The 23,682-nt window shown below is 64.7% G+C and carries 28 protein-coding genes and 1 pseudogene; 10 read left to right on the forward strand and 19 right to left on the reverse strand.

Annotated features, from left to right (window positions below; translation table 11 throughout):
- From GRZ55_RS09440 to GRZ55_RS09510, 15 genes and pseudogenes are all read right to left on the reverse strand, one after another.
- Positions 1 to 338, reverse strand: a pseudogene (locus tag GRZ55_RS09440) (flagellin); the annotation flags it as partial.
- A 200-nt stretch (positions 339 to 538) separates the two neighbouring features.
- Positions 539 to 1,276, reverse strand: coding sequence for a flagellar type III secretion system pore protein FliP (gene fliP, locus GRZ55_RS09445; RefSeq protein WP_169286674.1), 738 nt, complete (start codon positions 1,274 to 1,276; stop codon positions 539 to 541).
- Complete coding sequence (locus tag GRZ55_RS09450) at positions 1,273 to 1,758, reverse strand: flagellar basal body-associated FliL family protein (protein WP_368856605.1); 486 nt, start codon at positions 1,756 to 1,758, stop codon at positions 1,273 to 1,275. The genes fliP and GRZ55_RS09450 overlap by 4 nt, the downstream gene beginning before the upstream one ends.
- A gap of 11 nt (positions 1,759 to 1,769) precedes the next feature.
- Entirely contained in the window at positions 1,770 to 2,477 is a 708-nt protein-coding gene (gene flgH / locus GRZ55_RS09455) for a flagellar basal body L-ring protein FlgH (protein ID WP_169286675.1), read from the reverse strand.
- Positions 2,474 to 3,001, reverse strand: a complete 528-nt coding sequence (locus tag GRZ55_RS09460) for a MotE family protein (protein WP_169286676.1) — start codon at positions 2,999 to 3,001, stop codon at positions 2,474 to 2,476. Before GRZ55_RS09460 ends, flgH begins: the two co-directional genes overlap by 4 nt.
- 10 nt (positions 3,002 to 3,011) lie before the next feature.
- Positions 3,012 to 4,112, reverse strand: a complete 1,101-nt coding sequence (locus tag GRZ55_RS09465; protein WP_169286677.1) for a flagellar basal body P-ring protein FlgI — start codon at positions 4,110 to 4,112, stop codon at positions 3,012 to 3,014.
- Complete coding sequence (flgA, locus tag GRZ55_RS09470) at positions 4,109 to 4,585, reverse strand: flagellar basal body P-ring formation chaperone FlgA (RefSeq protein WP_169286678.1); 477 nt, start codon at positions 4,583 to 4,585, stop codon at positions 4,109 to 4,111. Before flgA ends, GRZ55_RS09465 begins: the two co-directional genes overlap by 4 nt.
- Positions 4,586 to 4,588: 3 nt before the next feature.
- Positions 4,589 to 5,377: a flagellar basal-body rod protein FlgG gene (gene flgG / locus GRZ55_RS09475; RefSeq protein WP_169286679.1), complete on the reverse strand. Its 789-nt coding sequence runs from the start codon at positions 5,375 to 5,377 to the stop codon at positions 4,589 to 4,591.
- A 13-nt stretch (positions 5,378 to 5,390) separates the two neighbouring features.
- Positions 5,391 to 5,702 carry a flagellar hook-basal body complex protein FliE gene (locus tag GRZ55_RS09480; protein ID WP_169286680.1) on the reverse strand — a complete coding sequence of 104 codons (312 nt, stop codon included), beginning with the start codon at positions 5,700 to 5,702 and terminating at the stop codon, positions 5,391 to 5,393.
- Positions 5,703 to 5,704: 2 nt separating this feature from the next.
- Positions 5,705 to 6,121 carry a flagellar basal body rod protein FlgC gene (flgC, locus tag GRZ55_RS09485; protein WP_169286681.1) on the reverse strand — a complete coding sequence of 139 codons (417 nt, stop codon included), beginning with the start codon at positions 6,119 to 6,121 and terminating at the stop codon, positions 5,705 to 5,707.
- Between the two features lie 7 nt (positions 6,122 to 6,128).
- The gene (gene flgB, locus GRZ55_RS09490; RefSeq protein WP_169286682.1) at positions 6,129 to 6,512 is read right to left on the reverse strand and encodes a flagellar basal body rod protein FlgB; all 384 of its coding nucleotides are present in this window, start codon (positions 6,510 to 6,512) and stop codon (positions 6,129 to 6,131) included.
- Positions 6,513 to 6,588: 76 nt separating this feature from the next.
- Complete coding sequence (locus GRZ55_RS09495; RefSeq protein WP_169286683.1) at positions 6,589 to 7,200, reverse strand: hypothetical protein; 612 nt, start codon at positions 7,198 to 7,200, stop codon at positions 6,589 to 6,591.
- Complete coding sequence (fliI, locus tag GRZ55_RS09500) at positions 7,169 to 8,671, reverse strand: flagellar protein export ATPase FliI (protein ID WP_246734645.1); 1,503 nt, start codon at positions 8,669 to 8,671, stop codon at positions 7,169 to 7,171. The genes GRZ55_RS09495 and fliI overlap by 32 nt, the downstream gene beginning before the upstream one ends.
- 8 nt (positions 8,672 to 8,679) lie before the next feature.
- Positions 8,680 to 9,399 (reverse strand): flagellar basal-body rod protein FlgF, encoded by a 720-nt coding sequence (flgF, locus tag GRZ55_RS09505; protein ID WP_169286684.1) that lies wholly within the window; start codon positions 9,397 to 9,399, stop codon positions 8,680 to 8,682.
- 10 nt (positions 9,400 to 9,409) lie between these two features.
- Positions 9,410 to 10,528, reverse strand: coding sequence for a DUF1217 domain-containing protein (locus GRZ55_RS09510; protein WP_169286685.1), 1,119 nt, complete (start codon positions 10,526 to 10,528; stop codon positions 9,410 to 9,412).
- 184 nt (positions 10,529 to 10,712) lie between these two features.
- Between GRZ55_RS09510 and motA the strand changes: the two genes are divergently transcribed.
- From motA to GRZ55_RS09540, 6 genes are read left to right on the forward strand one after another with little or no spacing between them, the layout of a single operon-like run.
- Positions 10,713 to 11,591, forward strand: coding sequence for a flagellar motor stator protein MotA (motA, locus tag GRZ55_RS09515; RefSeq protein ID WP_169286686.1), 879 nt, complete (start codon positions 10,713 to 10,715; stop codon positions 11,589 to 11,591).
- A 35-nt stretch (positions 11,592 to 11,626) separates the two neighbouring features.
- Entirely contained in the window at positions 11,627 to 12,556 is a 930-nt protein-coding gene (locus tag GRZ55_RS09520) for a FliM/FliN family flagellar motor switch protein (RefSeq protein WP_169286687.1), read from the forward strand.
- A 35-nt stretch (positions 12,557 to 12,591) separates the two neighbouring features.
- A complete protein-coding gene (fliN, locus tag GRZ55_RS09525) occupies positions 12,592 to 13,002 on the forward strand; it encodes a flagellar motor switch protein FliN (protein ID WP_169286688.1) in 411 nt (136 codons plus the stop codon).
- A gap of 29 nt (positions 13,003 to 13,031) precedes the next feature.
- Positions 13,032 to 14,060, forward strand: coding sequence for a FliG C-terminal domain-containing protein (locus GRZ55_RS09530; protein ID WP_169286689.1), 1,029 nt, complete (start codon positions 13,032 to 13,034; stop codon positions 14,058 to 14,060).
- A 21-nt stretch (positions 14,061 to 14,081) separates the two neighbouring features.
- Entirely contained in the window at positions 14,082 to 15,173 is a 1,092-nt protein-coding gene (flhB, locus tag GRZ55_RS09535; protein ID WP_169286690.1) for a flagellar biosynthesis protein FlhB, read from the forward strand.
- The gene (locus GRZ55_RS09540) at positions 15,170 to 15,616 is read left to right on the forward strand and encodes a hypothetical protein (RefSeq protein ID WP_169286691.1); all 447 of its coding nucleotides are present in this window, start codon (positions 15,170 to 15,172) and stop codon (positions 15,614 to 15,616) included. The genes flhB and GRZ55_RS09540 overlap by 4 nt, the downstream gene beginning before the upstream one ends.
- Before the next feature lie 28 nt (positions 15,617 to 15,644).
- On the opposite strand, the gene GRZ55_RS23690 is transcribed toward GRZ55_RS09540, so the two are convergent.
- Both GRZ55_RS23690 and GRZ55_RS09550 read right to left on the reverse strand, forming a co-directional pair.
- Positions 15,645 to 16,352, reverse strand: coding sequence for a LuxR C-terminal-related transcriptional regulator (locus GRZ55_RS23690; RefSeq protein WP_169286692.1), 708 nt, complete (start codon positions 16,350 to 16,352; stop codon positions 15,645 to 15,647).
- Positions 16,353 to 16,372: 20 nt separating this feature from the next.
- Positions 16,373 to 17,071: a helix-turn-helix transcriptional regulator gene (locus GRZ55_RS09550; protein ID WP_169286693.1), complete on the reverse strand. Its 699-nt coding sequence runs from the start codon at positions 17,069 to 17,071 to the stop codon at positions 16,373 to 16,375.
- 367 nt (positions 17,072 to 17,438) lie between these two features.
- Here GRZ55_RS09550 and GRZ55_RS09555 point away from each other — a divergent pair, with 367 nt between their 5' ends.
- Positions 17,439 to 18,551 carry an FAD-binding oxidoreductase gene (locus tag GRZ55_RS09555; protein WP_169286694.1) on the forward strand — a complete coding sequence of 371 codons (1,113 nt, stop codon included), beginning with the start codon at positions 17,439 to 17,441 and terminating at the stop codon, positions 18,549 to 18,551.
- A 1-nt stretch (position 18,552) separates the two neighbouring features.
- Here GRZ55_RS09555 and GRZ55_RS09560 read toward each other — a convergent pair whose 3' ends face one another.
- Together GRZ55_RS09560 and GRZ55_RS09565 are read right to left on the reverse strand one after the other, a co-directional pair.
- Entirely contained in the window at positions 18,553 to 19,677 is a 1,125-nt protein-coding gene (locus tag GRZ55_RS09560; protein ID WP_169286695.1) for a DUF2333 family protein, read from the reverse strand.
- A 99-nt stretch (positions 19,678 to 19,776) separates the two neighbouring features.
- Entirely contained in the window at positions 19,777 to 20,391 is a 615-nt protein-coding gene (locus tag GRZ55_RS09565) for a thymidine kinase (protein WP_169286696.1), read from the reverse strand.
- 198 nt (positions 20,392 to 20,589) lie between these two features.
- Here GRZ55_RS09565 and GRZ55_RS09570 point away from each other — a divergent pair, with 198 nt between their 5' ends.
- The 3 genes from GRZ55_RS09570 (at position 20,590) to choV (ending at position 23,658) form a co-directional block, all read left to right on the forward strand.
- Positions 20,590 to 21,543 carry a choline ABC transporter substrate-binding protein gene (locus GRZ55_RS09570; RefSeq protein ID WP_169286697.1) on the forward strand — a complete coding sequence of 318 codons (954 nt, stop codon included), beginning with the start codon at positions 20,590 to 20,592 and terminating at the stop codon, positions 21,541 to 21,543.
- A 73-nt stretch (positions 21,544 to 21,616) separates the two neighbouring features.
- On the forward strand, positions 21,617 to 22,471 hold the full coding sequence (gene choW, locus GRZ55_RS09575) for a choline ABC transporter permease subunit (protein ID WP_169286698.1): 855 nt from the start codon (positions 21,617 to 21,619) through the stop codon (positions 22,469 to 22,471).
- Positions 22,468 to 23,658, forward strand: a complete 1,191-nt coding sequence (gene choV, locus GRZ55_RS09580) for a choline ABC transporter ATP-binding protein (protein WP_169286699.1) — start codon at positions 22,468 to 22,470, stop codon at positions 23,656 to 23,658. The genes choW and choV overlap by 4 nt, the downstream gene beginning before the upstream one ends.
- Positions 23,659 to 23,682 lie beyond the last annotated feature (24 nt).

Genomic DNA, 23,682 nt, shown 5'->3' on the forward strand with positions numbered 1-23,682 from the left:
AGCTCGGTCTGGATCTTGAGCTTGTCGTCTTCCGAAGCGCCGACGGCGGAAACCATCTTCTGCTTGATCTGRTCGACAACTTCGATGGCGGCGTTGACGGCCGTGTAGGCGACGTCCAGCTTGCCGGCGCCGAGGCCCAGGGAGTCCTGCACGGACGACAGCGCCTTGTTGTCGGAACGCATGGTGGTGGCGATCGACCAGTAGGCGGCGTTGTCGGCAGCTTCGCCGACGCGCAGGCCCGTCGAAATGCGGCYCTGGGTGGTGGCGAGGTTCTTGTTGGTGGCGGTGAGGGTCTGCAGCGCAGTCATCGCGCTGGCGTTCGTATTGATGCTAGCCATTTGGGAAAAACTCCCCCGATACAAAACTCAAAAACAAACATACCGGGCTTCAACCGGCAAAGACGGAGCGGCTTCATGCCCATCGACCGCAATATCTGGTCGACCCGTCCTTATGGCCGGACTATCGGGCGGGGAGTCCTCACAAAGGCATAAGGGAAGCGGTTAACAGGTTCTTCGATCGGGCGTTAAGATTAACGACTTCAGACGAAGGATCTCACCAGGCTGCCGACGAGCAGGTTCCAGCCGTCGATCAGCACGAAGAACAGCACCTTGAAGGGCAGCGAGACCACGGTCGGTGGCAGCATCATCATGCCCATCGACATGGTGATGGTGGCCACGATCAGGTCGATGACCAGGAAGGGCAGGACGATCAGGAAGCCGATCTCGAAACCGCGCCTGATCTCGGAGATCATGAAGGCCGGGACGAGAATACGCAGATCCGGGTTCTCGATCGAGATGTCGGTGTCGCCGCGTTCGCGGGCGAGATCGACAAACAGGTCGAAATCGCGCTCGCGTACATTGTTGATCATGAAGTCGCGGAAGGGGGCCGCGATGCGCGTGACGGCCTCCTGCTCCGAGATCTCCTCGGAGATCAGCGGCTGGATGCCGTCATTCCATGCCCGGTCGAAGGTGGGCGACATGACGTAGAAGGTCATGAACAGGGACAGGCTGATGAGGATCATGTTCGCGGGCGTGGTCGGCAGGCCCAGGCCGGCGCGCAGGATCGAGAAGACGATGATGAAGCGCGTGAAGCTCGTCACCATGATCAGGATGCCGGGCGCGATCGACAGGATCGTCAGCAGACCGAACATCTGGATGATGTAGCCGATCGTGCTGCCTTCGAGCCCGCCGGCGAGACCGCCGAGGTCGATCGTCTGCGCGGCGGCGAGGGCGGGCGTCAGCAGCAGGACGGCGATGGTCGCGAGAAGCGTCTTCATTCCACCAGCATCGTGCGGATGAGGACGTCGCGGACCACACCCTCGCTGCGGATGTCCGCGCGTTCGGCAAGGTCGGACTTGAGATGCTGGAAGCCGCTGGCGCCCTGGATCTGCTGCACCTTGACGGTGCGCATGTAGGCGAGCAGGTCCTGGTGGATGAGTTCGGCCATGGCCAGATCCGGCTCGCCCGAAAAGACGAGGCTGAGTTCAAGCCTGATCCACATGTCCACGGGCGTACCCATATTGGTGGTGATCGGGTCGATATGAACGATGCCGACGCCGTTCGACATCTCGCCGGTGCGGGTTTCGGTCGCCCGCTCGGGGGTCACTTCCCCGCTGGCCTGGGTCTGGGGAACAGCGATCATCGAGGCGGCCACCCAGCCGGCGCCGATGGCGCCGGCCGTCAACGCGGCCAGCACGGCAAGCTGGACGACCAGCGAAGGACCGGCGGGCTTTTCGGCAGTTGCGTCTTTGGCGGCCACTTTGCTTGTCCCTAGAACGGCAGGACCGCGTCGAGGATCTGCTGGCCGTAGGGCGGCTGCTGAACCTCGGTCAGGCGTCCGCGACCTCCATAGGAGATGCGTGCCTCGGCGATGCGGTCATACGCGATTGTGTTGGAGGCGCCGATGTCGGCCGGCCGGACGATGCCCTCGATGGTGAGGACACGAAGCTCGGCATTGACGCGGACTTCCTGCGAGCCCCGGATAAGCAGGTTGCCGTTCGGCAGCACGTCCATCACGATGGCGGCCACCCGCAGGCGGATGTCTTCCGAGCGCTGGGTCTCGCCGCGGCCCGCACTCTGCGTGCCGCCGCCGATCTGCGCGGAACCTTCGCCGGCAGCCGATGCTCCGCCATCGAAGCTGAAGGACCCCGACAGGCCGATGTCGCGGCTGGAGTTGCGGCGGCGTTCGGACTGGTTGCGCAGCTGGGCGCGGTCGTTCATCAGGATGGTCACGGTGAGGATGTCGCCCGACTCCAGCGCGCGCGGGTCGGTGAACAGCCGGCTCTGCCGGTCGTTCCAGAGCGAGGAGCGCTCGGCCGCCGTGCGGGGTGCCTTCGAGATCGCATATTCGGGATAGGGAACGGCCGTGCCGGAATAGGGGACGACCGGCGACAGCGCCGGCTCACGCCCGATCTCGGCGGTGTTGACGCAACCGGCCAGCAGAAGGGCCGCGGCAGGTGAGAGAAGGACCGCTCTCATGCCGGGTCCTCGGTGCGCGAGGCGCTGGCGATCATGGCCGTCAGCGTGGCGGCCACCTTGGCGTCCATCTCGTTGAGGATGACGCTGGCCTGGCGGGAATCGAGCTTCATGAGGATCGCTGCCGCGAGATCGACCCGCAGTTCGGCGAGCCGTTCGGCGGCCGCATCGGGGCGCATGCGACCGTAGATGTCGACGAGGCCGCCGCGCGCCTGATCAACGAATTCGTCGCGCCGCTTCAGCCAGGACTCGTATTCGGCCCGCTTTGCCTCCAGCGCCGCGATGCGGCTTTCGATGTCGGCCTGCAGCGTCTCGAGTTCCATGCGCTGCAGCGAATAGCGCCGGTCGCGCGCGGCGTCGGCGATGTTGGTGCAGAAGCGCCGCACATCGTCGCTGACCATGCCTTCGAGCTGTTCGGGGACGGCCTGCGTCGAGGCGGGCACCGGTGCAAGGAAGGCCAGCACGAGCGCGGTCGCGGCGGCGAGCATCAGGCGCTTGCGTTCGGGGGTTTGGGTGAAGGCCGACATTTGTCCCGTCCTATTGGAGCACGAGTTCGCCATGCAGGGCGCCCGCACTCTTGATGCCCTGGAGGATTGCGATGATGCCGTCGGGCTTGACGCCGAGGCTGTTGAGACCGGAGACGAGCGATTCGAGCGTGGACCCGTCGAGGATGCCCACGCGTCCGTCCTCCTCGTTGATCTCGATCTGGGTGAAGGGCTCGATGGCGGTCTCGCCGAAACTGAACGGCTCGGGCTGGACCACCTGCGGCATCTCGGTGATGCGCACGGTGAGGTTGCCATGGCTGACCGCGACGCGGGCGATGCGGACGTCCTGCCCGATCACGATGGTGCCGGTCCGCTCGTCGACCACGACGCGCGCCGGCGCATCCGATTCAACGACCAGGTTTTCCAGTTCCGCCCAGAAGCGTGCCGTGGACACGTTTTCGGGGCGGCGCAGATGAACCGTGCGCGAATCCTGCTCGCTGGCCACCTTGCGGCCGAAACGGCTTTGCGAATAGGCATTGATGGCATCGGTGATGCGTACGGCGGTCGAGAAATCGGGATTGCGCAATTGCAGCGACAGCACGCTTTCGCTGGAAAATGCAGCCGGGATCTCGCGCTCCACGATGGCGCCGTTGGCGACGCGGCCATTGGTGGGCACGCCCCGCGTGACGGTTTCCGCCTGGCCCTGTGCGTCGAAGCCCGACACGGACACCTGGCCCTGTGCCACCGCATAGATATCGCCGTCGGCGGCGCGCAGCGGGGTCATGACGAGGGTGCCGCCACGCAACGAGTTGGCGTCGCCCATGGCGGAGACCGTGACGTCGATGCGGTCGCCCGAGCGCACGAAAGGCGGCAGGTTAGCGGTCACGATGACAGCCGCCACGTTGCGCGAACGCGCCTGCGTGCCTTGCGTCGCGATGCCGAGATTCTCCAGCATGGCGTGCATGGACTGTTCCGTGAACGGCGCATTGCGCGGGTTGTCACCGGTGCCCTGGAGGCCGATGACGAGACCGTATCCGACAAGCTGGTTGTCGCGCGCGTTCTGAAGCATCGCGACATCCTTGATGCGCGATCCCCCCTGGGCGGCGGTGGCGGCGAGAATGACCGCGAGAATGGCGAGGACGATACGGGTCATGTGGCTCCCACGCGGATCGTTCCGTCCGCCATGACAATGCCGTTCAAGACGATGCCGCTGTCCATGTTGCGGACCCGGATGAGGTCGCCGGCGGCACCCGATTGCAGCGGCACGCCGACGACGGAAATGGTCAGGGATCCGCTGACGAAGATGACGCGTGCCGGGGCGCCGGTCTCGACGAGATAGGGCTGCCGCACGGCCGTGGTGTACATCATGCGGCCCGGCAGGAGGGTGCTGCGGGCGATCTGGCCCACGGCTTCTTCCGGCGTCATCACGAAGGCGCCGGGATTGGGCAGTTGCCGGCGCAGCGGGACGACGTCGAGCGCTTCGCGCGGGATTGCCTGGCCCGGGTAGATCATCCGGTTGGGAACCACGACGGTCGGCGACTGTCCATCGAATGCTTCGGCGGCGAGAGGCGCCGCCACGGCAAGGGCGGTGCAAACCGACAGAAAGATCCTTGCCAGGCGGTTCATGGTCTATCTCATGCCCTGGGAAACGACGGAGGCCATCTGGTCGGCGGCCTGGATCACCTTGGAGTTCATCTCATAGGCACGCTGGGCGGAGATGAGGTCGGTGATCTCCTTGACCGGATCGACGTTGGAAGCCTCCAGATATCCCTGCTCGATGGCGGCGAAGCCCGGATCGCCCGGTACGCCGATATTGGCCGCGCCGGAGGCCGGCGTTTCCTGGAAGAGGTTGTCGCCAATCGGCATCAGGCCCGCATCGTTGGCGAAGACGGCGACGGTCAGCTGGCCGAGTTCGACGGGTTCGACCTGGTTGGGCACCCGGGCAAAGACCTGGCCGGACTTGTTCACGATGACTTCCAGCGCATCCTCCGGCACCACGATGGCCGGGTTCACCTGCAATCCGTGAACGGTGACGAGCTCGCCCTGCGCGTTGGTGTTGAAGGAACCGGCCCGCGTGTAGAAGGGCTCGCCGTCGATGCCGTTGATCTGGAACCAGCCATTGCCGAGAAGGGCCATGTCCAGCGCGTTGCCTGTCGCCGTCAGCGCGCCCTGGGTGTGGACGTTGCGGATCGCAGCCAGCTTGACACCGAGGCCGAACTTGACGCCTTCGGGAATGACGGCCTGGTTGCCCTGGTTGGGCACGCCCTGCATCTTGTCGACCTGATAGAGCAGGTCGGTGAACTCGGCACGCGCCCGCTTGAAACCGGTCGTGTTGATGTTGGCGATGTTGTTGGCGATGACCTCGAGGTTCGATTGCTGGGCGTTCATGCCCGTCGCCGCGATTGCAAGTGCTTTCATCTTATTCTGCTCCTCAGATCTGCATACGGCTGACTTCGAGATAGGCCTGGATGACCTTGTCGCGGATGGCGATCGCGGCCTGGAGCGACTGTTCGGCGCTCATCACCGCATCCACCACTTCGCGGGTCTCCGCCTCTCCCCGGATCGCGGCGATCGACATCGTTTCCGCCTGCTCGAGGCGGCCGACCGTGCTCGCCAGCCTGGTCTGCAGCTCTTCCGCGAAGCTGGGCGCGCCAGCGGCGGTTGCGGCTGGTGGCTGTGCGGGCGCCAGTTCGTTCGCGAAATTCTGCGTGCCGATCCGCGAGACGGCGAAAAGTCCCTGCATGCTTACTGGCTCCTCATCAAATCGATGGTCATGGAAATGAGTTCGCGCGCCTGCTTGATCACCTGAACGTTGGCCTCGTAGCTGCGGTTGGTCTCGCGCATGTCGGCCATTTCGATCAGCACGTTGACGTTCGGCAGCTTCACGTAGCCATCGGCGTCGGCGGCCTCGTGTCCGGGCTGGAATTCAAGCGTGAAGGGCGCATTGTCGCGCGAGATCGAGTTGATCTCGACCGTATGGCCGCCGCTGACGCGGTCGAGTTCCGCAGCGAAGGTGATCGTCTTGCGCTGATAGGGGTCGGCTCCCGGGAAGTTGCCGGTGGACTGGGCGTTGGCCAGGTTCTCCGAGACGATGCGCAACCGCTCGGACTGCGCGCCGAGCCCACTGGAGGCGACCTTCAAGGCTGTGTGTAGCGGATCCATGTCCGGTTCAGCTCCGTGCTGCCATGAGAATCATGCGATGAAATGCCTTCACGATCGAGGTGTTGAGCTGGAAGCTGGAACCGATCTGTCCGGCCTTCAGCATCTCGTCCTCAAGCACGACCGTGTTGTCCGAAGGCAGCTTGGCGGCGCCATTGTCGGCGACCTCCCGTACCGCGAACTGGTCCTTGGTGGACCCGAGCGAGATGTGCGTCGGGTGGGTGGTGGCCATGGCCACGCGGCTCTTGTCGAGCACCTGCTCGAATGGCTCGACGTCGCCTGCGCGAAAGCCGGGCGTGTTGACATTGGCGACGTTGCTGGCAACCGTCGATTGACGCACGGACAACCAGCGCGCCTGCTGTGATGCGAGGTCGAACAGATTGACTGGGTTCATGCCGGTTTCCTTGCCCCTTTGGCAGAATTCGAGGCAAGCTAGCGTTCCAGTCTTGCGTCAGCCTTGCGGTCCTGCCTCACCGCGCCTCTTCGATGATGCGATCGAAGGTGGTCACGATGACCCATCGCCCGTCGCGCTGCTCGATGGCGGCGACGCGCGAGCTGTCGGGAAGGATGGAACCCGGCTGAACCACCCAGATGCCATCCCCGTCCTCGATCATCGCGCGGCCATTGGCGACGTGGATGAGGTGGTACTCGACCGTGTCGGGCGGAAATGGCTGGTCCACGATTTCCACGGCCTCCGTCGCTTCTTCGGGAGCCGGAACTGTGGCGGTCGCCAGCAGGTCGAGCTCCATGACGGGGATGTCGCGCGTGTTCATGGGTTGTCCGATCCGCAACGGTTGCGGGGACAGCGATCCCGGCGCGCGGTTCGACGGATTGCCCTCGAACTTCATGGCGCGCACGCCGAACTGCTCCTGATTGTAGAAAATGTACCAGGGGAAGATCGCACAGACGAGGGCGAGGCCCACGCCCAGCGCCGCCATGACGGCATCGCTCCTGCTGAACTTCCCCCGACGGGTCAGGATGGCCGGCCGCTCGGATTTCGCGATCTGCGCGACCAGCATCTCGCGGTCCTGCGTGGCGTCGCCGGATGTCCTACGCAGCGGGTTGCTGAAGTTGATCGCCATTGGTGTTGAGTTCCTTGCCTTTTAGAAAGCGGGCGAGATCCGCGAAGGGATCGAGGGACGGTTTTTCCGTCGGCGATTGGCCCATGGCCGCGTAGATGACGGGCACCTGCCGCACGGCGATGTCCAGCTCCGGATCGGCACCCGGCTGGTAGGCACCGAGCAGGCGGATGTCGCGGGTGTCCTCGTAGCGCGAGATCATGGCCCTGAGCCTGCCGACGAGCACGCGCTGGTCGTCGGACCATGCCTTGGGCGCCAGGCGAGAGACCGAAGCGAGCGGATCGACGGGCGGATAGCGACCCTGTTCGGCGATCGAACGCGACAAGACGATGTGACCGTCGAGAATGCCGCGCGTGGAATCGGCGACGGGGTCGTTGTGGTCGTCGCCGTCCACCAGCACGGACAGGATGGCGGTGATCGAGCCCGAACCCTCGGTGCCCGGCCCGGCGCGCTCCAGCAGCTTGGGCAGATCCGTGAAGACGGAGGCGGGGTAGCCGCGGGCCACCGGCGGCTCGCCGGTCGCGGTCGCCACTTCGCGCAGCGCATGGGCAAAGCGGGTGATCGAATCGAGAAGAAGGAGCACGCGCTGCCCCTGCTCGCGGAAATGCTCCGCCACGCGCATGGCCGTGTCGGGCGCGCGCCGACGCATCATGGCGCTCTCGTCGCTGGTGGCCACGACGGCCACCGTTTTCTTCATGCCTTCAGGGCCGATCGTGTCTTCCAGGAATTCGCGCACTTCGCGCCCGCGCTCGCCGATCAGCGCCACGACGACCGTGTCGAAGGCATCGGCACGCGCCAGCATGGCGAGCAGGGTCGATTTGCCGACGCCCGAACCCGCGAAAATGCCGAGACGCTGGCCGAAACAGATGGGGGTGAAAATGTCGATGACCCGCACGCCGGTCCCGAAGCCCGAATCCACGCGCTGTCTCTCCATCGCGGCAGGCGGGTGGCCGGGAGCGGCACCGAGCCCCTGCCGCAAAGGCGGGCCGCCATCGATCGGCCGGCCCAGGGCGTCCACGGCGCGGCCGCGCCAGCTTTCGTCGGCGGCAACGGCGAACTGACCGCGCAGGAAGACCGGCTCGCCGATGCCGGCCTGCACCGAGCGGTCGAACGGCGCGACCAGCGCGGTTCCCTGGCTGATCTGGACGATCTCGCCGAGCCGCGGCTGGCCCGACCGTCCGATTGCCACGATGTCGCCAAGGCGGGCCTGATGGGAGATGCCGCGCACCGCGAGATGCGAGGCGCTGACCTCCTCGATGCGGCCGCCCATCCTGACCGCGCCGCGTTCGCCGGAAAAGCGCTTGTAGATGGTCTCCAGCGCTTCCAGGGCGGTGGTCCGGCGCGGCGGAAGGGTCACGGGCTCGGCCGCACTGGACACGATGGCCAAGGCGTCGTCGGCCGGCGGTCCGGCGGGATCCGGTTCGGGGGCGGAAACCGGGGGGTCCACGACATCGCCCGGCATCTCGGTCGTCATCGCCGTGCTCACGAGCCCAGCGTCTTGATGGCATCACGCAGCGAGCTCTCGCTGTCGCGCAACAGGGCCGAGACGCCCTCGAAGGCGCGCTGGACCTGGATGAGGCGGGTGATTTCCAGCACCGGGTCCACGTTGGAGCCCTCGAGATAACCCTGCACCACGCCGATATTGGCCTGGTCGATGATCGGTTGCGGCTCGCCTTGCGGGATGATTCCGGAATTCCCGTAGCGGCGGAAATCGTTGCCAGGCTGGAAATCGAACAGGCCTATGGCGCCGGCGAGCTGGCCTTCCTGACGGATCGCGCCGTCGGCGGCGACGATGGGTGTGCCGCCCTCCGGGTTGAGCAGGATCTCGCCGCCGCCGGCATCGAGCACCGGGTGGCCTTCAATGCTGACCAGCTGGCCATCCGGCTGCATGGTGAAGCGGCCGTCGCGGGTCATGACGGGTCCCTCGGGCGTCTGGATGGCGAACCAGGCGTCGCCGCGCACGGCGAAGTCGAGAGGGTTGCCGGTCTGGACCAGCGCACCGCCGGCGGTCGACAGGAAGTTGGTGCCGGACGACACGAAGGACATGGAATCCTGCCCGAGGCCCGTGACGACGTCCTCGAACTTCACGCCGGTGGCGCGGAAGCCGGTGGTGGTGGCGTTGGCGACGTTGTCGGCGATGGTGTTCAAGCGGCGCTCGAGCGCGACCTGCGACGATAGGGCGACGTAGAGTCCTGTCTGCACGGTTTCTTCCTCAGCTTCTCATCTTGGCGATCGCCATCATCACGTCCGGCGAGATGCCGAATTCCGGCGGCTGGAACAGCGTGGTGATCATGGACTGCGGGGAGGAGGTGGGATTGTTGATCTCCCACATGGTGGTGAACCTCGTCAGCAGGTCCTGCAGTTTCTTGGGATCCTTGAAATCCTCGATGTCGATGCGCGACTTGATGAGCGCGGCCTGCTTGTCGATATCGAGCTGGGCGACCGAATCAGGCAGGCCCAGAATGGTGCGCACCACAGAGCCCACCGCCCGATCGCCGAGGATCTCGTAATAGCTAGTCATCTTGGGCGCCATGCGCTCGAAATACAGGGCGAGGCGCACGCCCTCGTTGTTGCGCCCGGCGTCTTCCTCCAGCGTCTGGCGCATGTATTTGTCGATTGCGGGTTTCTGCGCCGGATTGACGGTCGTCGCCTCTTCGCCGTAGCGGGCGAAGTTGAAGCTTGCGACAAGCTTGGCGAAGCGCTCGTCGGTGCTCTTGTTGGCCGGGCTGTCGGGGTTGTCGATGCCGCCTTCCAACATGGTGCGCACCACCTCCTTGGACGGCAGCTCGCCCTCGAACCCGTGGGCACGCATGGCGAACTGGAAGATCACGTCGTTGCCCAGGAAGTCGTCGATGGAGCGCACCGAGGTGATGTTGGCCATGTAGTAGTCGGTGTTGGCCTTCAGGGCGGGGTTGTCCGCGGCCACGCCGTTCTTGACCGCCTGCAGAAGATAGTTTTGGACGGTACCCTGCTGCGCGGCGTTGTAGATGGTGGTGTCGGCGCCATGCCTGACGAAGTTGAAGCTGCGCGCGAATTCCTGGTAGCGCTTGTCGGTCAGCTTGTTGGCGAAGGAATTGGGATCGTCAATCCCTTCCTCGAGCACCTTGCGCATGAAGGCCTTGGCATAGGCCATGTCATCCAGCCCGTGCGCCTTCATCGCGAAGCGGAAGAGGCGTTCGTCGCCCAGAAAGTCGTCGATCGACTTCACCTTGGAGATGTTCTGGAGATAGTACTCGCTCTCGCGCTGCACCATCGGCTGGGTCTGAACGCGGTTGAGCGACTGGTTCATGTCGCGCGTAATCAGCTGGTAGCTGGTAAAGGTATTGATCACGTGTTCGCCTCCGCGGGCGGTTGCCGGCAGCCTTCCTCCTAGAACTCCATCCTTGCGCGAAGCTTTTGGCGCCTGTGCGGAGCGCGATGCGGGATCGATGCAATTGCGCGCAACGCTTTAAGCCTCGCGCAAGCCATGACCGGTAGTTCCCGATCAGTGAACCGGCATTGCGGGGTGTGGATCCTTGGGCATTATCATCGGTATGGTCGTTACCTTCGGCTGCGTCCTTGGCGGCTACATGGCCATGGGCGGCTATCTCGACGTCCTCATGCAGCCCTGGGAACTCGTCATTATCGGCGGGGCCGCGCTTGGCATCTATCTGGTCGCCAACTCGCTCTCCACGGTGAAGGACACGGGCAGGGCGCTTCTGGAGGTACTCAAGAACGCCATTCCCAAGGAGCAGGAATATCTCGAGGTTCTCGGCGTCCTGCACAGCCTGATGCGCGAATTGCGCACCAAGTCCCGCAACGAAGTCGAGGCGCATATCGATGCGCCCGAGGAATCCACGATCTTCCAGGCCTATCCCAAGGTGCTGGCCGACCATCACCTCACGCATTTCATCTGCGACTACTGCCGCATCATCATCATCGGCAACGCACGGCCGTTCGAGATCGAGGCGCTCATGGACGAGGAAATCCACACCGTCCGCCACGATCTCCTGAAGCCCAGCCATGCGATGCAGACGGCGGCGGACGGCCTGCCGGCGCTCGGCATCGTGGCCGCCATCCTCGGCGTCATCAAGGCGATGGGCGCGATCGACCAGTCGCCGGAAATTCTCGGCGGCCTGATCGGCGCGGCGCTGGTCGGCTCCTTCCTCGGCATCTTCCTGGCCTACGCCATTGCCGGTCCGCTGGCCGTGAAGATCAAATATGTGCGCGACAAGCGCGTGCGCCTCTACATCATCGTCAAGCAGACGCTGCTCGCCTACATGAACGGTTCCCTTCCACAGGTGGCGATCGAGTTCGGCCGCAAGACGATCTCCTCGCATGACCGTCCTTCCATCGACGCCGTGGAACAGAGCACGCTCAATACGGGCCCTGCCGAAGCCAAGAAGGCAGCCTGAGCCATGGCCGGGCACGCAGACGGGACATTCATCGCATGAACAGCGCAGCCGAGACTTCCTCCAACCACGTGGTGGAAAGCCTGCTTGGCAAGACAGGCGAGCCGCAGCAGGTGATCGCGGCGGCCAAGGCGCTTGGCCAGCGCGTGCGCGGCGTGATGCTGGGCGCGATCAACGATCGTCTGGCCTTCTCGCTCGACATGGAGCTGAAGTCTGCCAAGGTCACGCGTTTCGCCGAGGCCCTGCCGACCCAGGCCTCGCACATGGCGATCTGCGTCGCTCCGTCGTCCTCCTCTTCAGATGCGCTCACCATGATGATCGATGCCGACGCGGCGGCGCTTCTGGTAAGCGCGGCCTTCGGCGGCGACCCCGACATCTCGGTGGCGCCGATCCAGCGGGATCTGTCGGGCATCGAACGCATGATGCTGGCCGACATGTTCGAGGTCATCGCCCAGACGTTCGAAGGTTCCGGAGAACGCGCGCTGGGCATCAGCTTTCCGCTCGGCGAGGTCATCAGCGGCACCGAAATCCCGCGCATGCCGCGGCGCGACGGTCCGGCGGCGATCCTCGAATTCCGTATTCATTCGCCCGTTGCCTCCGGTCTGATCTCCATCCTGATGCCGCAGCGCGTTCTGCTGACGCACCGCGCCGACGGCAGCGCCGAAGCCGACAGCCCGCTCGTCGCCTCCAAATGGCGGGCCCGCTTCAGCGAAGAAGTGATGCGTTCGAAGGTCAATCTCGAAGCGACGGTCCCGCTGTCCAAATTCACCCTCGGCGAGATCGCCCAGTGGCAGGTCGGACAGACCATCGAAATGCCGGGAAATGCCCAGGCGCAGACCCAGCTGTCAGCCCGGCGCAAGACTATCTTCGTATGTGAGTTCGGAAAGCTCGGGAATCACTTTACGGTTCGCGTGCGCCAGCCTTTCGATGCCGGGAAGGATTTCCTCGACCGGCTCGTGAACAAGTGATGCCCCGCTGAAGGGCGTCTGACCGGAGTGAGTCGATGAACCCCAACGCCAACGCCGTGCCCGCCGAAGAAGACGAAGAAGATCAGCTGAGCGCGGCGATCGACGAATTGCGCGACGTCCTGCACGAAGGCGGCGCCGCGATCGATGAGAGCACAGGGATAGGCGGGCTCGGAGCCGCGGCCGCGCAGCATGAGAACCACGGTGTCATCATGGACATCCCCGTCGATGTCCAGATCGTGCTCGGCAGCACGGAAATGCCGGTCTCGGAACTGATGGCTCTCCAGAAGGGCTCCACCGTTGCGCTCGACCGTCGCATCGGCGAGCCGGTTGATGTGGTCGTCAATGGCCGCAAGATCGCCTCGGGCGAAGTGACGGTCCTCGAAAGCGACCCTTCCCGCTTCGGGATCAAGCTGACCCACATCGTCGATTCCAGCCGCCAGGGCTGAGGAACAGGTAGCGGAAGATCGCTCAGCCCATGTCCGATAAGTCCAAAGCAGCCACCAGCTCCGCCCGCGGCCTGACCCAGTCGCAGAAGGCCGCCGCGATCCTCGTGGCGATGGGCAAGCCCGCCGCCGGCCGGCTCCTGAAGTTCTTCAAGCAGGAGGAACTGAAAGCCCTCCTGGACGCGGCCAGGAAGCTGAGGACCATCCCTCAGAACGAACTGGAGAGGATCGTCGCGGAGTTCGAGACGGAGTTCGCCGAAGGCGCGGGTCTGCTGGATTCCGGCGACCAGATGGACACGATCCTGAACGAATCACTGCCGCCGGAGGAGTTTGACGCGCTGGTGGGACGCAATCGCCCCGGCCGCGTCGAGGAGGCACCGTCCGTCTGGCCGAAGCTGGAGAAGCTGGAGGCCGGGCAACTGGCCAGCATCCTGGCGAAGGAGCATCCGCAATCGATCGCCTACGTGCTCTCCAATCTCTCGCCACGCCAGTCCGCACTCGCCCTGCGTGAGTTCGAACGGCCCCTGCGCAGCGAGATCGTCAAGCGCATGCTGTCGATGACGCAGGTCAAGCCGGCCATGCGCACGCTGCTGGAGAAACAGCTTCAACACCGTGTCAGCGGCGACATGTTCGCCCGCAACAGCTCCGAGGGCGAGACCCGCGTGGCCAGCGTGCTGCGCGAATTCGACAAGGACGAGATGGAAGAAGTGCTGGAGGACCTCGAAAAGGGTGGTTTGCGCAATCTCGACGCCGTGCGCGCCAAGCTGTTCACCTTCGAGGACATTCTCGGCCTCAGCAAGAAGGCTCTCGTGCGCCTGTTCGACGACCTGTCCAGCGAGATTGTCGCGTTGGCGCTGCGCAATGCTGATTCCGACATCGTGGAGGCGGTCCTTGGTTCGCTCAGCGCACGTTCGCGGCGCATGATCGAGGCGGAACTCTCGATGGATGCGGATATCGGCGACGACGATATCCAGCGCGCCCGCAAGACGATCTCGTCGACCGCGCTCGACCTGGCCGCTGCCGGCCAGCTCGAACTTCCTTCTCGCGATCTCGCCGCCTAAGGCGGATCAGGGGAGGACGGCGTGTCCGAAGAAGCCGACAAGGACAGTAAAACCGAAGAAGCGACCGAGAAGAAGGTCAAGGACTCGATCGAAAAGGGTCAGGTGCCCTTTGCGCGCGAGGTTCCGGCCTTTGCATCCTTCCTCGCGATCCTTGCCTTCATGATCTTCTTTGCCCAGTCGGGCGCCGCGCAGCTGGGCGGCTTTCTCGCGATGTTTGTCGAGCGTGCGGATGAGTGGCAGATGGCCACGGCGCACGACGCCATGATGCTGCAGGGCATGGTCTTCATGGAGATCGCCAAGGTCCTGGGGTCGTTGATGTTCCTGCTGATGCTCGCCGGCCTCTCAGCCTCCGCGCTTCAGAACGTGCCGCAATTCGTCCTGAAACGTATCCAGCCGCAGATGTCGCGCATCTCCCTGAAAAAAGGCTGGGAACGGCTGTTCGGCAAGAAGGGCTGGGTCGAATTCGCCAAATCGGTCGGCAAGATCCTGATCGTCGGCGGCTTTCTGGTCTACACCATGAGCGCGGCGCAGGATCGTCTGCTGGCCGGCATGATCACCCATCCGATGGCCTTCACCTCCGTGATCCGCGACCTCGCCGTCGAGATCGTCGTCACGATCGGCTCCGTCATGGTGGTGATCGCCGCCGTCGACCTGTTGTGGTCGCGCTATCACTGGCGCGAGGAACTGCGCATGACACGCCAGGAGGTCAAGGACGAGATCAAGCAGAGCGATGGCGATCCAATCGTGAAGGCCCGCATGCGCTCGCTGCAGCGCGATCGCGCCCGCAGGCGGATGATGCAGTCGGTGCCCCAGGCGACGCTCGTGATCGCCAATCCGACCCATTATGCGATCGCGTTGCGTTATGTCCGCAGCGAGAACGCCGCGCCGGTCGTGGTGGCCAAGGGTCAGGATCTCGTGGCCCTGAAGATCAGGGAAGTCGCCGCCGAACACGGCATCCCCGTCTTCGAGGAAGTGCAGCTCGCCCGCTCGATGTACGATCAGGTCAAGGTCGACCAGATGATCCCCGCCCAGTTCTATCAGGCAGTCGCCGAACTGGTCCGCACCATCTACGCAAGGACCGCGCAACCTTCGCCGGTTAAAGGTGTTTCATGAACCGCCAGCCCAATACCATAGACCGCGAAATCGTCGTGGCAGAAGCGATCAAGGATGTCGTGAGCGAGCTCCGCATGGTGGATGTCGCTGATTACATCGCCTTCATCCGCCTCGAGCGTTTCGCCAGCATCGCCGATATCGTGCAGTCGGCGTCCGAACTCTATCTCATGCCCGGCACGCTGCTGCTCGGCCATGGCGGCGATGCGCGCGTGGGGTGGGAGGACAAGCCTTCCATCATGCTCGATCTCGAGCTCAGGCCAGCCGGCGCCTGCGTGTACTTCACCCTGCACATGGCTGACGCAGCGGCGGCGGTGGAGGTCAATTACGTGTCGTTCGACAACCCCGCGGAAGATCCGGACGCCAACACCGCCTATCTGGCGGGTGCGCTGGACAATGCCCGCATCCGCAAGAAGTGGGGCATGGAGGCGGGGCGCGCCGCCTGAGCTGGCGTTTGCCCGGCTGGCCGGCGTGTCAGTCGAAAAGGCCGCCGCGCAGCGCCTTGGCCACCGCGTGCATGCGGTTTACGGCATTCAGCTTCTGGGCCGTGTTGGCGAGATACTGATTGGCCGTATGCACCGACAGGCCGAGGCGGCAGGCGATCTCGTCGCTCGTCAGGCCATCGGCGGTCAGCTTGAGACATTCAAGTTCGCGCTTGGAAAGCGGTGGCAGCTGCGCTTCCGCGCGGTTCCTGGTCCGCGCGTGTTCGTCGAAGAGCGCGTAGCAGCCCATATGGGCCGAGCTCAGTGTCTCGTCGTCATATGTGCTGCCGGTCGCGAAAATGGCGAGCCCGGCGCCGCCGTGTTCGGACGCCATCGGAAACGCGATGCCGCCCTCACGTCCGTCCGCGGGGCCGACGATGCATCGCGTCCAGCGCGATCGACTTGCATGCACTTCAAGGTCGCCAGCGGACCATGTCGCCGGGGTAGCCGCGTCCATCACGATGGCGAGGCTGACATGCTGGTGCTTGAGAGTGCCGGCATATTCGAGGCCTGAACTGGCGAGGGGGACGAGGCGCAGGCTGCCGATCGAGGACAGGACGGAGAAGAGACAGAACTCGTCCGCCCCCAGCCTTGCGGCAATCGCCCGCATCCGTTTCTGGACCGGACCGCTGGAGGACGGCGCAACATCGACGAAATCGCCTGTCGCCCCATCCTCCAGTATCGGCGCGAGTGCCCCCACCCGTCCCATCCGCGATCCCCCTAGATCAGTCCGTTCCTGATGGCCGTGGCCATGGCCATGGCGCGATTGCTTGCCGACAGTTTCTGAATGGCATGCGTGACATAGCTGTTCACCGTGTTCGACGAGACGCCGAGAATCATCGCCACCTCATCGGTCGTCTTGCCTTCCGAGACCCACCGCAGGCATTCACGCTCGCGTTCGGAAAGCGGATCGCCCGGCTCCACGACAAGGTCCGGTGCGATCTGCGAGAGCGCGTAGCAGGAAATCATGTGGGCATGGGCGGCGGCCGCTTCGTCGAACAACTCCCGTGTGGCTGCCGAAAAAAGGATGCCGAAGCGGGCCTGGCCGATCAGCAATTGCTGGCAGGCGAAGGAGCGATGGCCATTCTCCTCAAGACTCTCCACCACTTCCGCGGGGAGCAGTCCCGCCATGCATTCCAGCGTGAAGGGCCTCGCGTGGCTGCCGAGTGCGGTGGCGAGGTGGCTGCGCACGATGCGCGCGAGATGGGCCTGACCGACGGCCTGGAGCGAATCGAACACCCAGTTGCAGGCGAGGATGCGGCTGTCTTCGTTGGCACGTCCGGCAAGACATTGGAGCACCATGTAGTGCTCGGCGCCGAGCCTGGTGGATATGTCGCGCATGATGGCAACGAGATCGCCTCGGCCCAGTGCCGGCGCATAGCCGGATTGCCTGAGCGTATGGGAGGCGTCGATGCTCATCTGGTCTTCAGTTCCCCGCGCAGAATCCATTCTCGTCCTCGGGTTCCCGGATGGGCGCCCAAGGTGCGATACGCATCAACTTACATGAAACACGCCCGTCGGAACGGACAGGCAAACACGCTGGCAGGACGATATCGGAACACGGGTAAACCGCCGCAACCCGCGCTCCGCCCAGACTGCGATCCCCTCCTGAGCGGTGCGAATCAGCTGAAGTCCTAGCCTGTGCCAACGGATATGAAAGCGTGGGACTCACGTCAAGATTCCATGTGTCAAGAATTGCGAGGCAAGCTTCTGTGGACGAATCCGCAGGACTCGCGAGGCCTTTTGCGGACGGGCTTTCGGGGGCCGCAGCGCATGGAGAAAAAAAGTGACGGAACGGATCGACTGCGATGTCGCGATCATCGGGGCGGGTATAGCGGGGGCCGGGATTGCCGCCCATCTCGCGGACGCGGCCGGGGTGGTGGTGCTCGACCAGGAGAAGCGGGCGGGGCATCATTCGACCGGCCGATCGGCTGCGGTTTTCATCCAGAATTACGGCAATGCCACCATTCGCGGGCTGTCGCGGGAAAGCGGCCGCTTCTTTCGCGAGGGCGGCGCCCGCGATTTCGCCGTGCCACTGCTGTCGCCACGCCGCATCCTGTTCGTGTGTGATGCGGCGACGCGCGCGGCGCTCGACGGGCTGCTCGCCCAGTCGGAAGGCCTGCGCGAGATCGGGGCGCGCGAGGCACTCCAGGCAATGCCGATCCTCGATCCCGGCTGGCTTGCGGGCGCGGCGATCGAGGAGGATGCAAGCGACATCGATGTCGATGCCATGCACCAGGGCTGGCTGCGCCGGGCACGCGAGGGCGGTGCGCGTCTCATCCTGGACGCCCCGGTCGAGAGGGCAAGCCGGGAAGGCGGTCGATGGCGGATCGAGACCCCGAACGGCCTCGTGTCGTCGCGTATCGTGGTGAATGCGGCGGGCGCCTGGGCAGACGAGATCGCCGCGCTCTTCGGTGCGCGGCGTCTCGGGCTCCAACCCATGCGGCGGTCGATGGCCGTGCTCCCGGCGCCGGAGGGACATGTCACGCGAGACTGGCCGCTGACGGCCGACGCGGGCGACCGCTGGTACGTCAAGCCGGAGGCGGGACGTCTGCTTGTCTCGCCCGCCGACGAGGATCCCGTCGAGCCCCATGACGCCTATGTCGACGACATGGTGCTGGCGGAAGGCCTCCACCGTTTCGAGCAGGCCGTCACCATGGAGGTGACGCGGGTGGAGTCGAGCTGGGCGGGCCTGCGCACCTTCGCGCCCGACCGCACGCCGGTGGCGGGCTTCGACGGCTCGGCGGAAGGTTTCTTCTGGCTGGCGGGGCAGGGTGGCTACGGCATGCAGACGGCGCCCGCCATGTCGGCACTGGCGGCAGCGCTGGTCGAGGGGCGGACCCCGCCCGCCGCGACCGAAAGCCTGATCGCCGCGCTGTCGCCGGCCCGCTTCGGCTAGCCTAGCGGTCCAGCACCTGGCGCACTTCGACCAGGTTGGAGCGGAAGCGCAGGATGTAGAAACCCATGGTGGCAAGATGGGTGGGCATGATCCAGCCATCCTCGCGGCCGTTCGAGATGATGAAGGGCTGGATGCGCAGGGCCGAGGTCAGCTGGTCTTCCATCGACTGCCACAATGCCTCGATGCTCCGGGTGGCGATCACGTCCTGGAAGTCATGCCGCGCGCCCAGCAGGATGCCGTGATAGCCATAGAGTTGGCCATAGGCGAACCAGAAACGGTCGTCGGCGCGGGTGTCGAACCAGCCGGAATTGTAGTTCTCGGACCGCTCGCGCAGGATGGCCGAGGTGGAGCCGATGTCGTTGGCGATGCGGTCGAGGAACTGCACGAGGTTGTCGGCCCGCGCGTCGAGCACGGTCTGGCAGGCTTCCAGCCGTTCGTTGAAGGTGTTCAGGTCACGGATCGCGGAGCGGTAGAAGCTCGGCGTCGGAGTCTTGGGCCCGAACGGGTCCAGGCCGAAATACCACGTGTATTCGTCGAACTGCATGGAGCCGCGCGCGTTCTGAAGCGCCTGGTCGACCTGGCTGGTACCGCGAACGCGGCCGAGTGAATCGACGAGTTCCACGGTGGTCCGGCGCACCGCCTGGTTCACGCCGCGCTGGAAGGACGCCTTGTTGTCGAAGAAGGGCGTGTGGTCCCAGGAAATGCCGAAGAAGCCCATTCGGTAGAGCAGCATGGATGAAATCCATGCGTTCTGGTTGACGTTGAAGTCGATGAGCGCGGCGGAGGCTTCCACGATGCCGGAGCGGGTGCAGCTGCGGATCACGCCATCATCGCTTCCCACGGGCTCCGTCTCGGCGGCGTCGGCAGGTGCCGCCATGAAGCGCAGCTGAGCCGCGTAATTGGGGTCGAAGCCCGTCCAGCGCTGCGTCTGGACGAAGAAATAGCCATAGGAGACGATCAGCAGGACGAGCAGCGCGAGGATCGGTCCCTTGATCCACCAGCGCCGGCCATAGACCCAGGAGCCGCCGCGCACGAAAGGCGCGGCAAGCCAGGCGAGCAATCCAGCGAATGTGCGCCGCAGGGCCGTCCAGGCCCGCGCGAGGAATTCCTTCAGCCGTTCGAACATCTGCCGCCCCGATCCACCCGCAAGGACGCCAGCCTGGCGGCGTCTCCATGTACCTGCCTCAGATAGGACGTCGCGGGTTCCGCAACAATGCGGGCGAGTTCACTCGCGCGCGAAACCTATCATGTCTTCCGGGGCGATGCGGCCCATCTCTTCTTCCCAGTGGCGGCGGCAAAGCGAGATGTAGACATCCTTGCCGATGGCGACCTGTGCACCCTGGCGCGCCACCTTTCCGTCGGGGCCGAGCCGGACCACCATGGTCGCCTTGCGTCCGCAGCGACAGATGGTTCGTACCTCCCGCAATTCGTCGGCGATGGCCAGCAGCGCCTGCGAGCCCGGGAAAAGACGCCCCTGGAAGTCGGTCCTGAGCCCGTAGCACATGACGGGAATGCCGAGCCGGTCGGCGACGCGCGCGAGCTGCCAGACCTGCTCTTCCTCCAAGAACTGCGCCTCGTCGACGAAGACGCAATGGGTGGTGGCATGGCGGTGGTGCTCGCCGATGCGCGCGAAGAGATCGTCGCCCTGGCGAAACATCTCCGCGTCGGCTTCAAGCCCGATCCTGGAGGCGATGTAGCCGGCCTGGTCGTCCTTGCGGTAGTGGCCGGCCACGAACAGCATGGTCGACATTCCGCGCTCACGATAGTTGTGCGCCGCCTGCAGCAGCAGGGTCGTCTTGCCCGCGTTCATGGCGGCGTAGTGGAAATAGAGCTTGGCCATCGCCCATTAATAGCGCCTCGGTGCTGCGGGCGAGGGGGTGAATGTCGCCTTCCACAAAGAAGCGCAGCACATGGCCGGGCCAGCAAGCTTGAAACGCCAGTCAAATGGTGTTTGGCTTGCGCCACTTTTCAAAGGGCCGCGTGGCACTGCCGTGCCGGCCGTCATCACGACAACAAAACAGAGGGAGACGTATTCCAAATGTCGCGCAACGCACTCTTCGCAGCCGCCCTGGGACTGTCCACTGCGCTGGCGAGCGGATCCGCCCTGGCGTCCGACCCGCAGGCCTGCCAGACCGTCCGCTTCTCGGATGTCGGCTGGACCGACATCACCGCCACCACGGCGACCGCATCGGTCGTTCTGCAGGCGCTCGGCTACCAGCCGCAGACCCAGGTGCTTTCGGTGCCGGTGACATACACCTCGCTTGCCAGCGGCGACATCGACGTCTTCCTCGGCAACTGGATGCCGACCATGGAAGCCGACATCGCGCCCTATCGCGAGGACGGCTCCGTGGAGACCGTCACCACCAATCTGACAGGCGCGAAATACACGCTGGCCGTGCCGGCCTACACCTACGAGGCTGGCCTCCAGAGCTTCGAGGACATTGCCGAGTTCCGTGACCAGCTCAACGGCCAGATCTACGGCATCGAGCCCGGCAATGACGGCAACCGACTGATCCTCGACATGATCGAGGCGGACCAGTTCGGCCTCGACGGGTTCGAACTCGTCGAAAGCTCGGAAGCCGGCATGCTCTCGGCGGTCATGCGCGCCGCGCGCCAGGAACAGCACATCGTCTTTCTCGGCTGGGCGCCGCATCCCATGAACGCCAATGTCGACATGGAATATCTCTCCGGCGGAGACGACGTGTTCGGTCCCGATTACGGTGGCGCCACCGTGCACACCAACGTGCGCGCCGGCTACACCGAGGAGTGCCCCAATGTCGGACGCTTCCTCGAGAACCTCGTCTTCTCGCTCGAGATGGAGAACGAGATCATGGGCGCCATCCTCGACGACGGCCAGGATCCGGAAGCCGCCGCAACCGAGTGGCTGCGCCAGAACCCGGGCGAGCTCGACGAATGGCTGGCCGACGTGACGACCTTCGAAGGTGCGGCGGAATCGGTCGAGGTCGTGCGTTCGGCACTCGGCATCAACTGAACAGGGTACCGATCGAGGGCGGCCCGCCTGAAGGCTGGTCGCCCACGATCCGGGCGGGGGCAGCGACAGAACCATGGATCCGATCACGCAATTCGTCGCGGGAGGGAAAATTCCGGTCGGCCAGTGGGGCCGGAACTTCTTCGATTTCCTGACCAACAATTTCGCGTGGTTCTTCGACTCCCTCGCCGATGGGCTGACGGCCTTCCTGGGCGGAATCGTCAACCTGCTGCTGATGTTGCCGCCCATCGCGCTGGTGCTGGCCATCGCGGCACTCGCCTACGCGCTGAAGCGTTCCTGGAAGCTCTCTGTGGGCGTGATCGTGGGCCTGTTGTTCATCATCAACCAGGGACTCTGGCGCGAGACGGTCGAGACGCTTGTGCTGGTCGTGGCGGCCGCGACGACATCCATGGCCATAGGTGTGCCGATCGGCATCTGGGCGGCGCATAATCCACGCGTCTACCGCGTGCTGCAGCCGATCCTCGACCTGATGCAGACGCTGCCGACCTTCGTCTATCTCATCCCCGTCCTCATCCTGTTCGGTCTCGGGATCGCGCCGGGCATGATCGTGACCGTGATCTTCGCCATGCCGGCGCCGATCCGGCTTACCTATCTCGGCATCACCTCGGTGCCGAAGCCGATGCTCGAGGCCGGCCAGGCCTTCGGCGCGACGAAGCGCCAGCTTTTGTGGAAAGTGGAACTGCCCTCGGCGACGCCCGCCATCATGGCGGGTCTCACCCAGTGCATCATGCTGTCCCTCTCCATGGTGGTGATCGCGGCCCTTATCGGCGCCAACGGGCTCGGCCGCCCGGTGGTGCGCGCGCTCAATACCGTCAACATCCCGCTCGGGCTGGAAGCTGGCCTTGCGATCGTGATCCTCGCCATCATCCTCGACCGAATGGCACGCATCGGAAAGGACCCGAGCCGATGACGGTTGCCGTCGAGTTCAAGGACGTCACCATCATCTTCGGTGACAGGAAGGAACAGCGCCGGGCGGCGCTGGCCATGATCGACGAGGGCGCCTCGCGCGAGGAGATCCTGGAAAAAACCGGCGTCGTCCTTGGCTGCGCCAATTCCAGCCTGACCGTGGAGAAGGGCGAGATTTCGGTCCTGATGGGGCTGTCGGGTTCCGGCAAGTCGACGCTGTTGCGCGCCGTCAACCGGCTGAACCATCCCGAGCGGGGCGAAGTCATCGTGCATGACGGCGATTGGTCGGCCGATGTCGTGTCGTGCTCGGCCAAGGAGTTGCGCAAGATCAGGCGCGAGTGCGTGGCCATGGTCTTCCAGCAATTCGCGCTCCTGCCGTGGCGCACGGTCGAGGAGAATGTCGGTTTCGGGCTGGAGCTTGCCGGCGTGCCGGCAAAGGAGCGCAAGGAGCGTGTCGCGGCGCAACTCCAGCTGGTCGGCCTCACGGACTGGGCCGGCAAATACGGCCACGAGCTTTCCGGCGGCATGCAGCAGCGCGTCGGGCTGGCGCGTGCCTTCGCCACCGATGCACCGATCCTCCTGATGGACGAGCCGTTCTCCGCGCTCGACCCGCTCATCCGCACCAAGCTGCAGGACGAGCTGATGGAACTGCAGGAAAAGCTGCAGAAGACCATCATCTTCGTCAGCCACGATCTGGAGGAGGCGCTGAAGATCGGCAACCGCATCTCCATCATGGAAGGCGGGCGCATCGTGCAGACGGGCGCGCCCGAGGAGATCGTGCTTTCGCCGGCCAACAACTATGTGCGCGAGTTCATCGCCAACGTGAACCCGATGTCGGTGCTGACGGCCTGGAACATCATGCGCGACGCCCGCGACCTGGAGCCGGCAGGAGAGGGCTGGCTATGGCTCGACCGGCGCCGGACGACCCGCTTCAAGTTCGACAGCAACATGCTGGTGATCGACGCCGAAAGGGGTGGCCAACCGGCGATCTGGGTGTCGTGCGAGAACATCGAGCAACTGCCGGAGGATCGGCCGCAGGTCTTCTGGGCGTCGGCAGGCACGCCGCTCAAGACCGTCATCCAGGCCATGCACCAGTCGCAGACCGCACCTGTCGCGATCTTCGACGACCAGTCCCGCTTCCAGGGCGCGATCGGCGTCCAGGACGTGCTCAAATCGGTGGTGCGGCGCTGAAAATGGACTGACAGGCAATCCTTG

It is taken from the genome of Chelativorans sp. ZYF759 (genome assembly GCF_012911015.1).
Taxonomy (GTDB): domain Bacteria; phylum Pseudomonadota; class Alphaproteobacteria; order Rhizobiales; family Rhizobiaceae; genus ZYF759.

Bases quoted from the DNA above. Each gene is read 5' to 3' on its own strand.
- fliP (WP_169286674.1), bottom strand. From the start codon at position 1,276: ATGAAGACGCTTCTCGCGACCATCGCCGTCCTGCTGCTGACGCCCGCC.
- flgH (WP_169286675.1), bottom strand. From the start codon at position 2,477: ATGAGAGCGGTCCTTCTCTCACCTGCCGCGGCCCTTCTGCTGGCCGGT.
- GRZ55_RS09460 (WP_169286676.1), bottom strand. From the start codon at position 3,001: ATGTCGGCCTTCACCCAAACCCCCGAACGCAAGCGCCTGATGCTCGCC.
- GRZ55_RS09465 (WP_169286677.1), bottom strand. From the start codon at position 4,112: ATGACCCGTATCGTCCTCGCCATTCTCGCGGTCATTCTCGCCGCCACC.
- flgA (WP_169286678.1), bottom strand. From the start codon at position 4,585: ATGAACCGCCTGGCAAGGATCTTTCTGTCGGTTTGCACCGCCCTTGCC.
- flgG (WP_169286679.1), bottom strand. From the start codon at position 5,377: ATGAAAGCACTTGCAATCGCGGCGACGGGCATGAACGCCCAGCAATCG.
- GRZ55_RS09480 (WP_169286680.1), bottom strand. From the start codon at position 5,702: ATGCAGGGACTTTTCGCCGTCTCGCGGATCGGCACGCAGAATTTCGCG.
- flgC (WP_169286681.1), bottom strand. From the start codon at position 6,121: ATGGATCCGCTACACACAGCCTTGAAGGTCGCCTCCAGTGGGCTCGGC.
- flgB (WP_169286682.1), bottom strand. From the start codon at position 6,512: ATGAACCCAGTCAATCTGTTCGACCTCGCATCACAGCAGGCGCGCTGG.
- GRZ55_RS09495 (WP_169286683.1), bottom strand. From the start codon at position 7,200: ATGGCGATCAACTTCAGCAACCCGCTGCGTAGGACATCCGGCGACGCC.
- fliI (WP_246734645.1), bottom strand. From the start codon at position 8,671: ATGACGACCGAGATGCCGGGCGATGTCGTGGACCCCCCGGTTTCCGCC.
- GRZ55_RS09520 (WP_169286687.1), top strand. From the start codon at position 11,627: ATGAACAGCGCAGCCGAGACTTCCTCCAACCACGTGGTGGAAAGCCTG.
- fliN (WP_169286688.1), top strand. From the start codon at position 12,592: ATGAACCCCAACGCCAACGCCGTGCCCGCCGAAGAAGACGAAGAAGAT.
- GRZ55_RS09530 (WP_169286689.1), top strand. From the start codon at position 13,032: ATGTCCGATAAGTCCAAAGCAGCCACCAGCTCCGCCCGCGGCCTGACC.
- GRZ55_RS09540 (WP_169286691.1), top strand. From the start codon at position 15,170: ATGAACCGCCAGCCCAATACCATAGACCGCGAAATCGTCGTGGCAGAA.
- GRZ55_RS09550 (WP_169286693.1), bottom strand. From the start codon at position 17,071: ATGAGCATCGACGCCTCCCATACGCTCAGGCAATCCGGCTATGCGCCG.
- GRZ55_RS09560 (WP_169286695.1), bottom strand. From the start codon at position 19,677: ATGTTCGAACGGCTGAAGGAATTCCTCGCGCGGGCCTGGACGGCCCTG.
- GRZ55_RS09565 (WP_169286696.1), bottom strand. From the start codon at position 20,391: ATGGCCAAGCTCTATTTCCACTACGCCGCCATGAACGCGGGCAAGACG.
- GRZ55_RS09570 (WP_169286697.1), top strand. From the start codon at position 20,590: ATGTCGCGCAACGCACTCTTCGCAGCCGCCCTGGGACTGTCCACTGCG.
- choW (WP_169286698.1), top strand. From the start codon at position 21,617: ATGGATCCGATCACGCAATTCGTCGCGGGAGGGAAAATTCCGGTCGGC.
- choV (WP_169286699.1), top strand. From the start codon at position 22,468: ATGACGGTTGCCGTCGAGTTCAAGGACGTCACCATCATCTTCGGTGAC.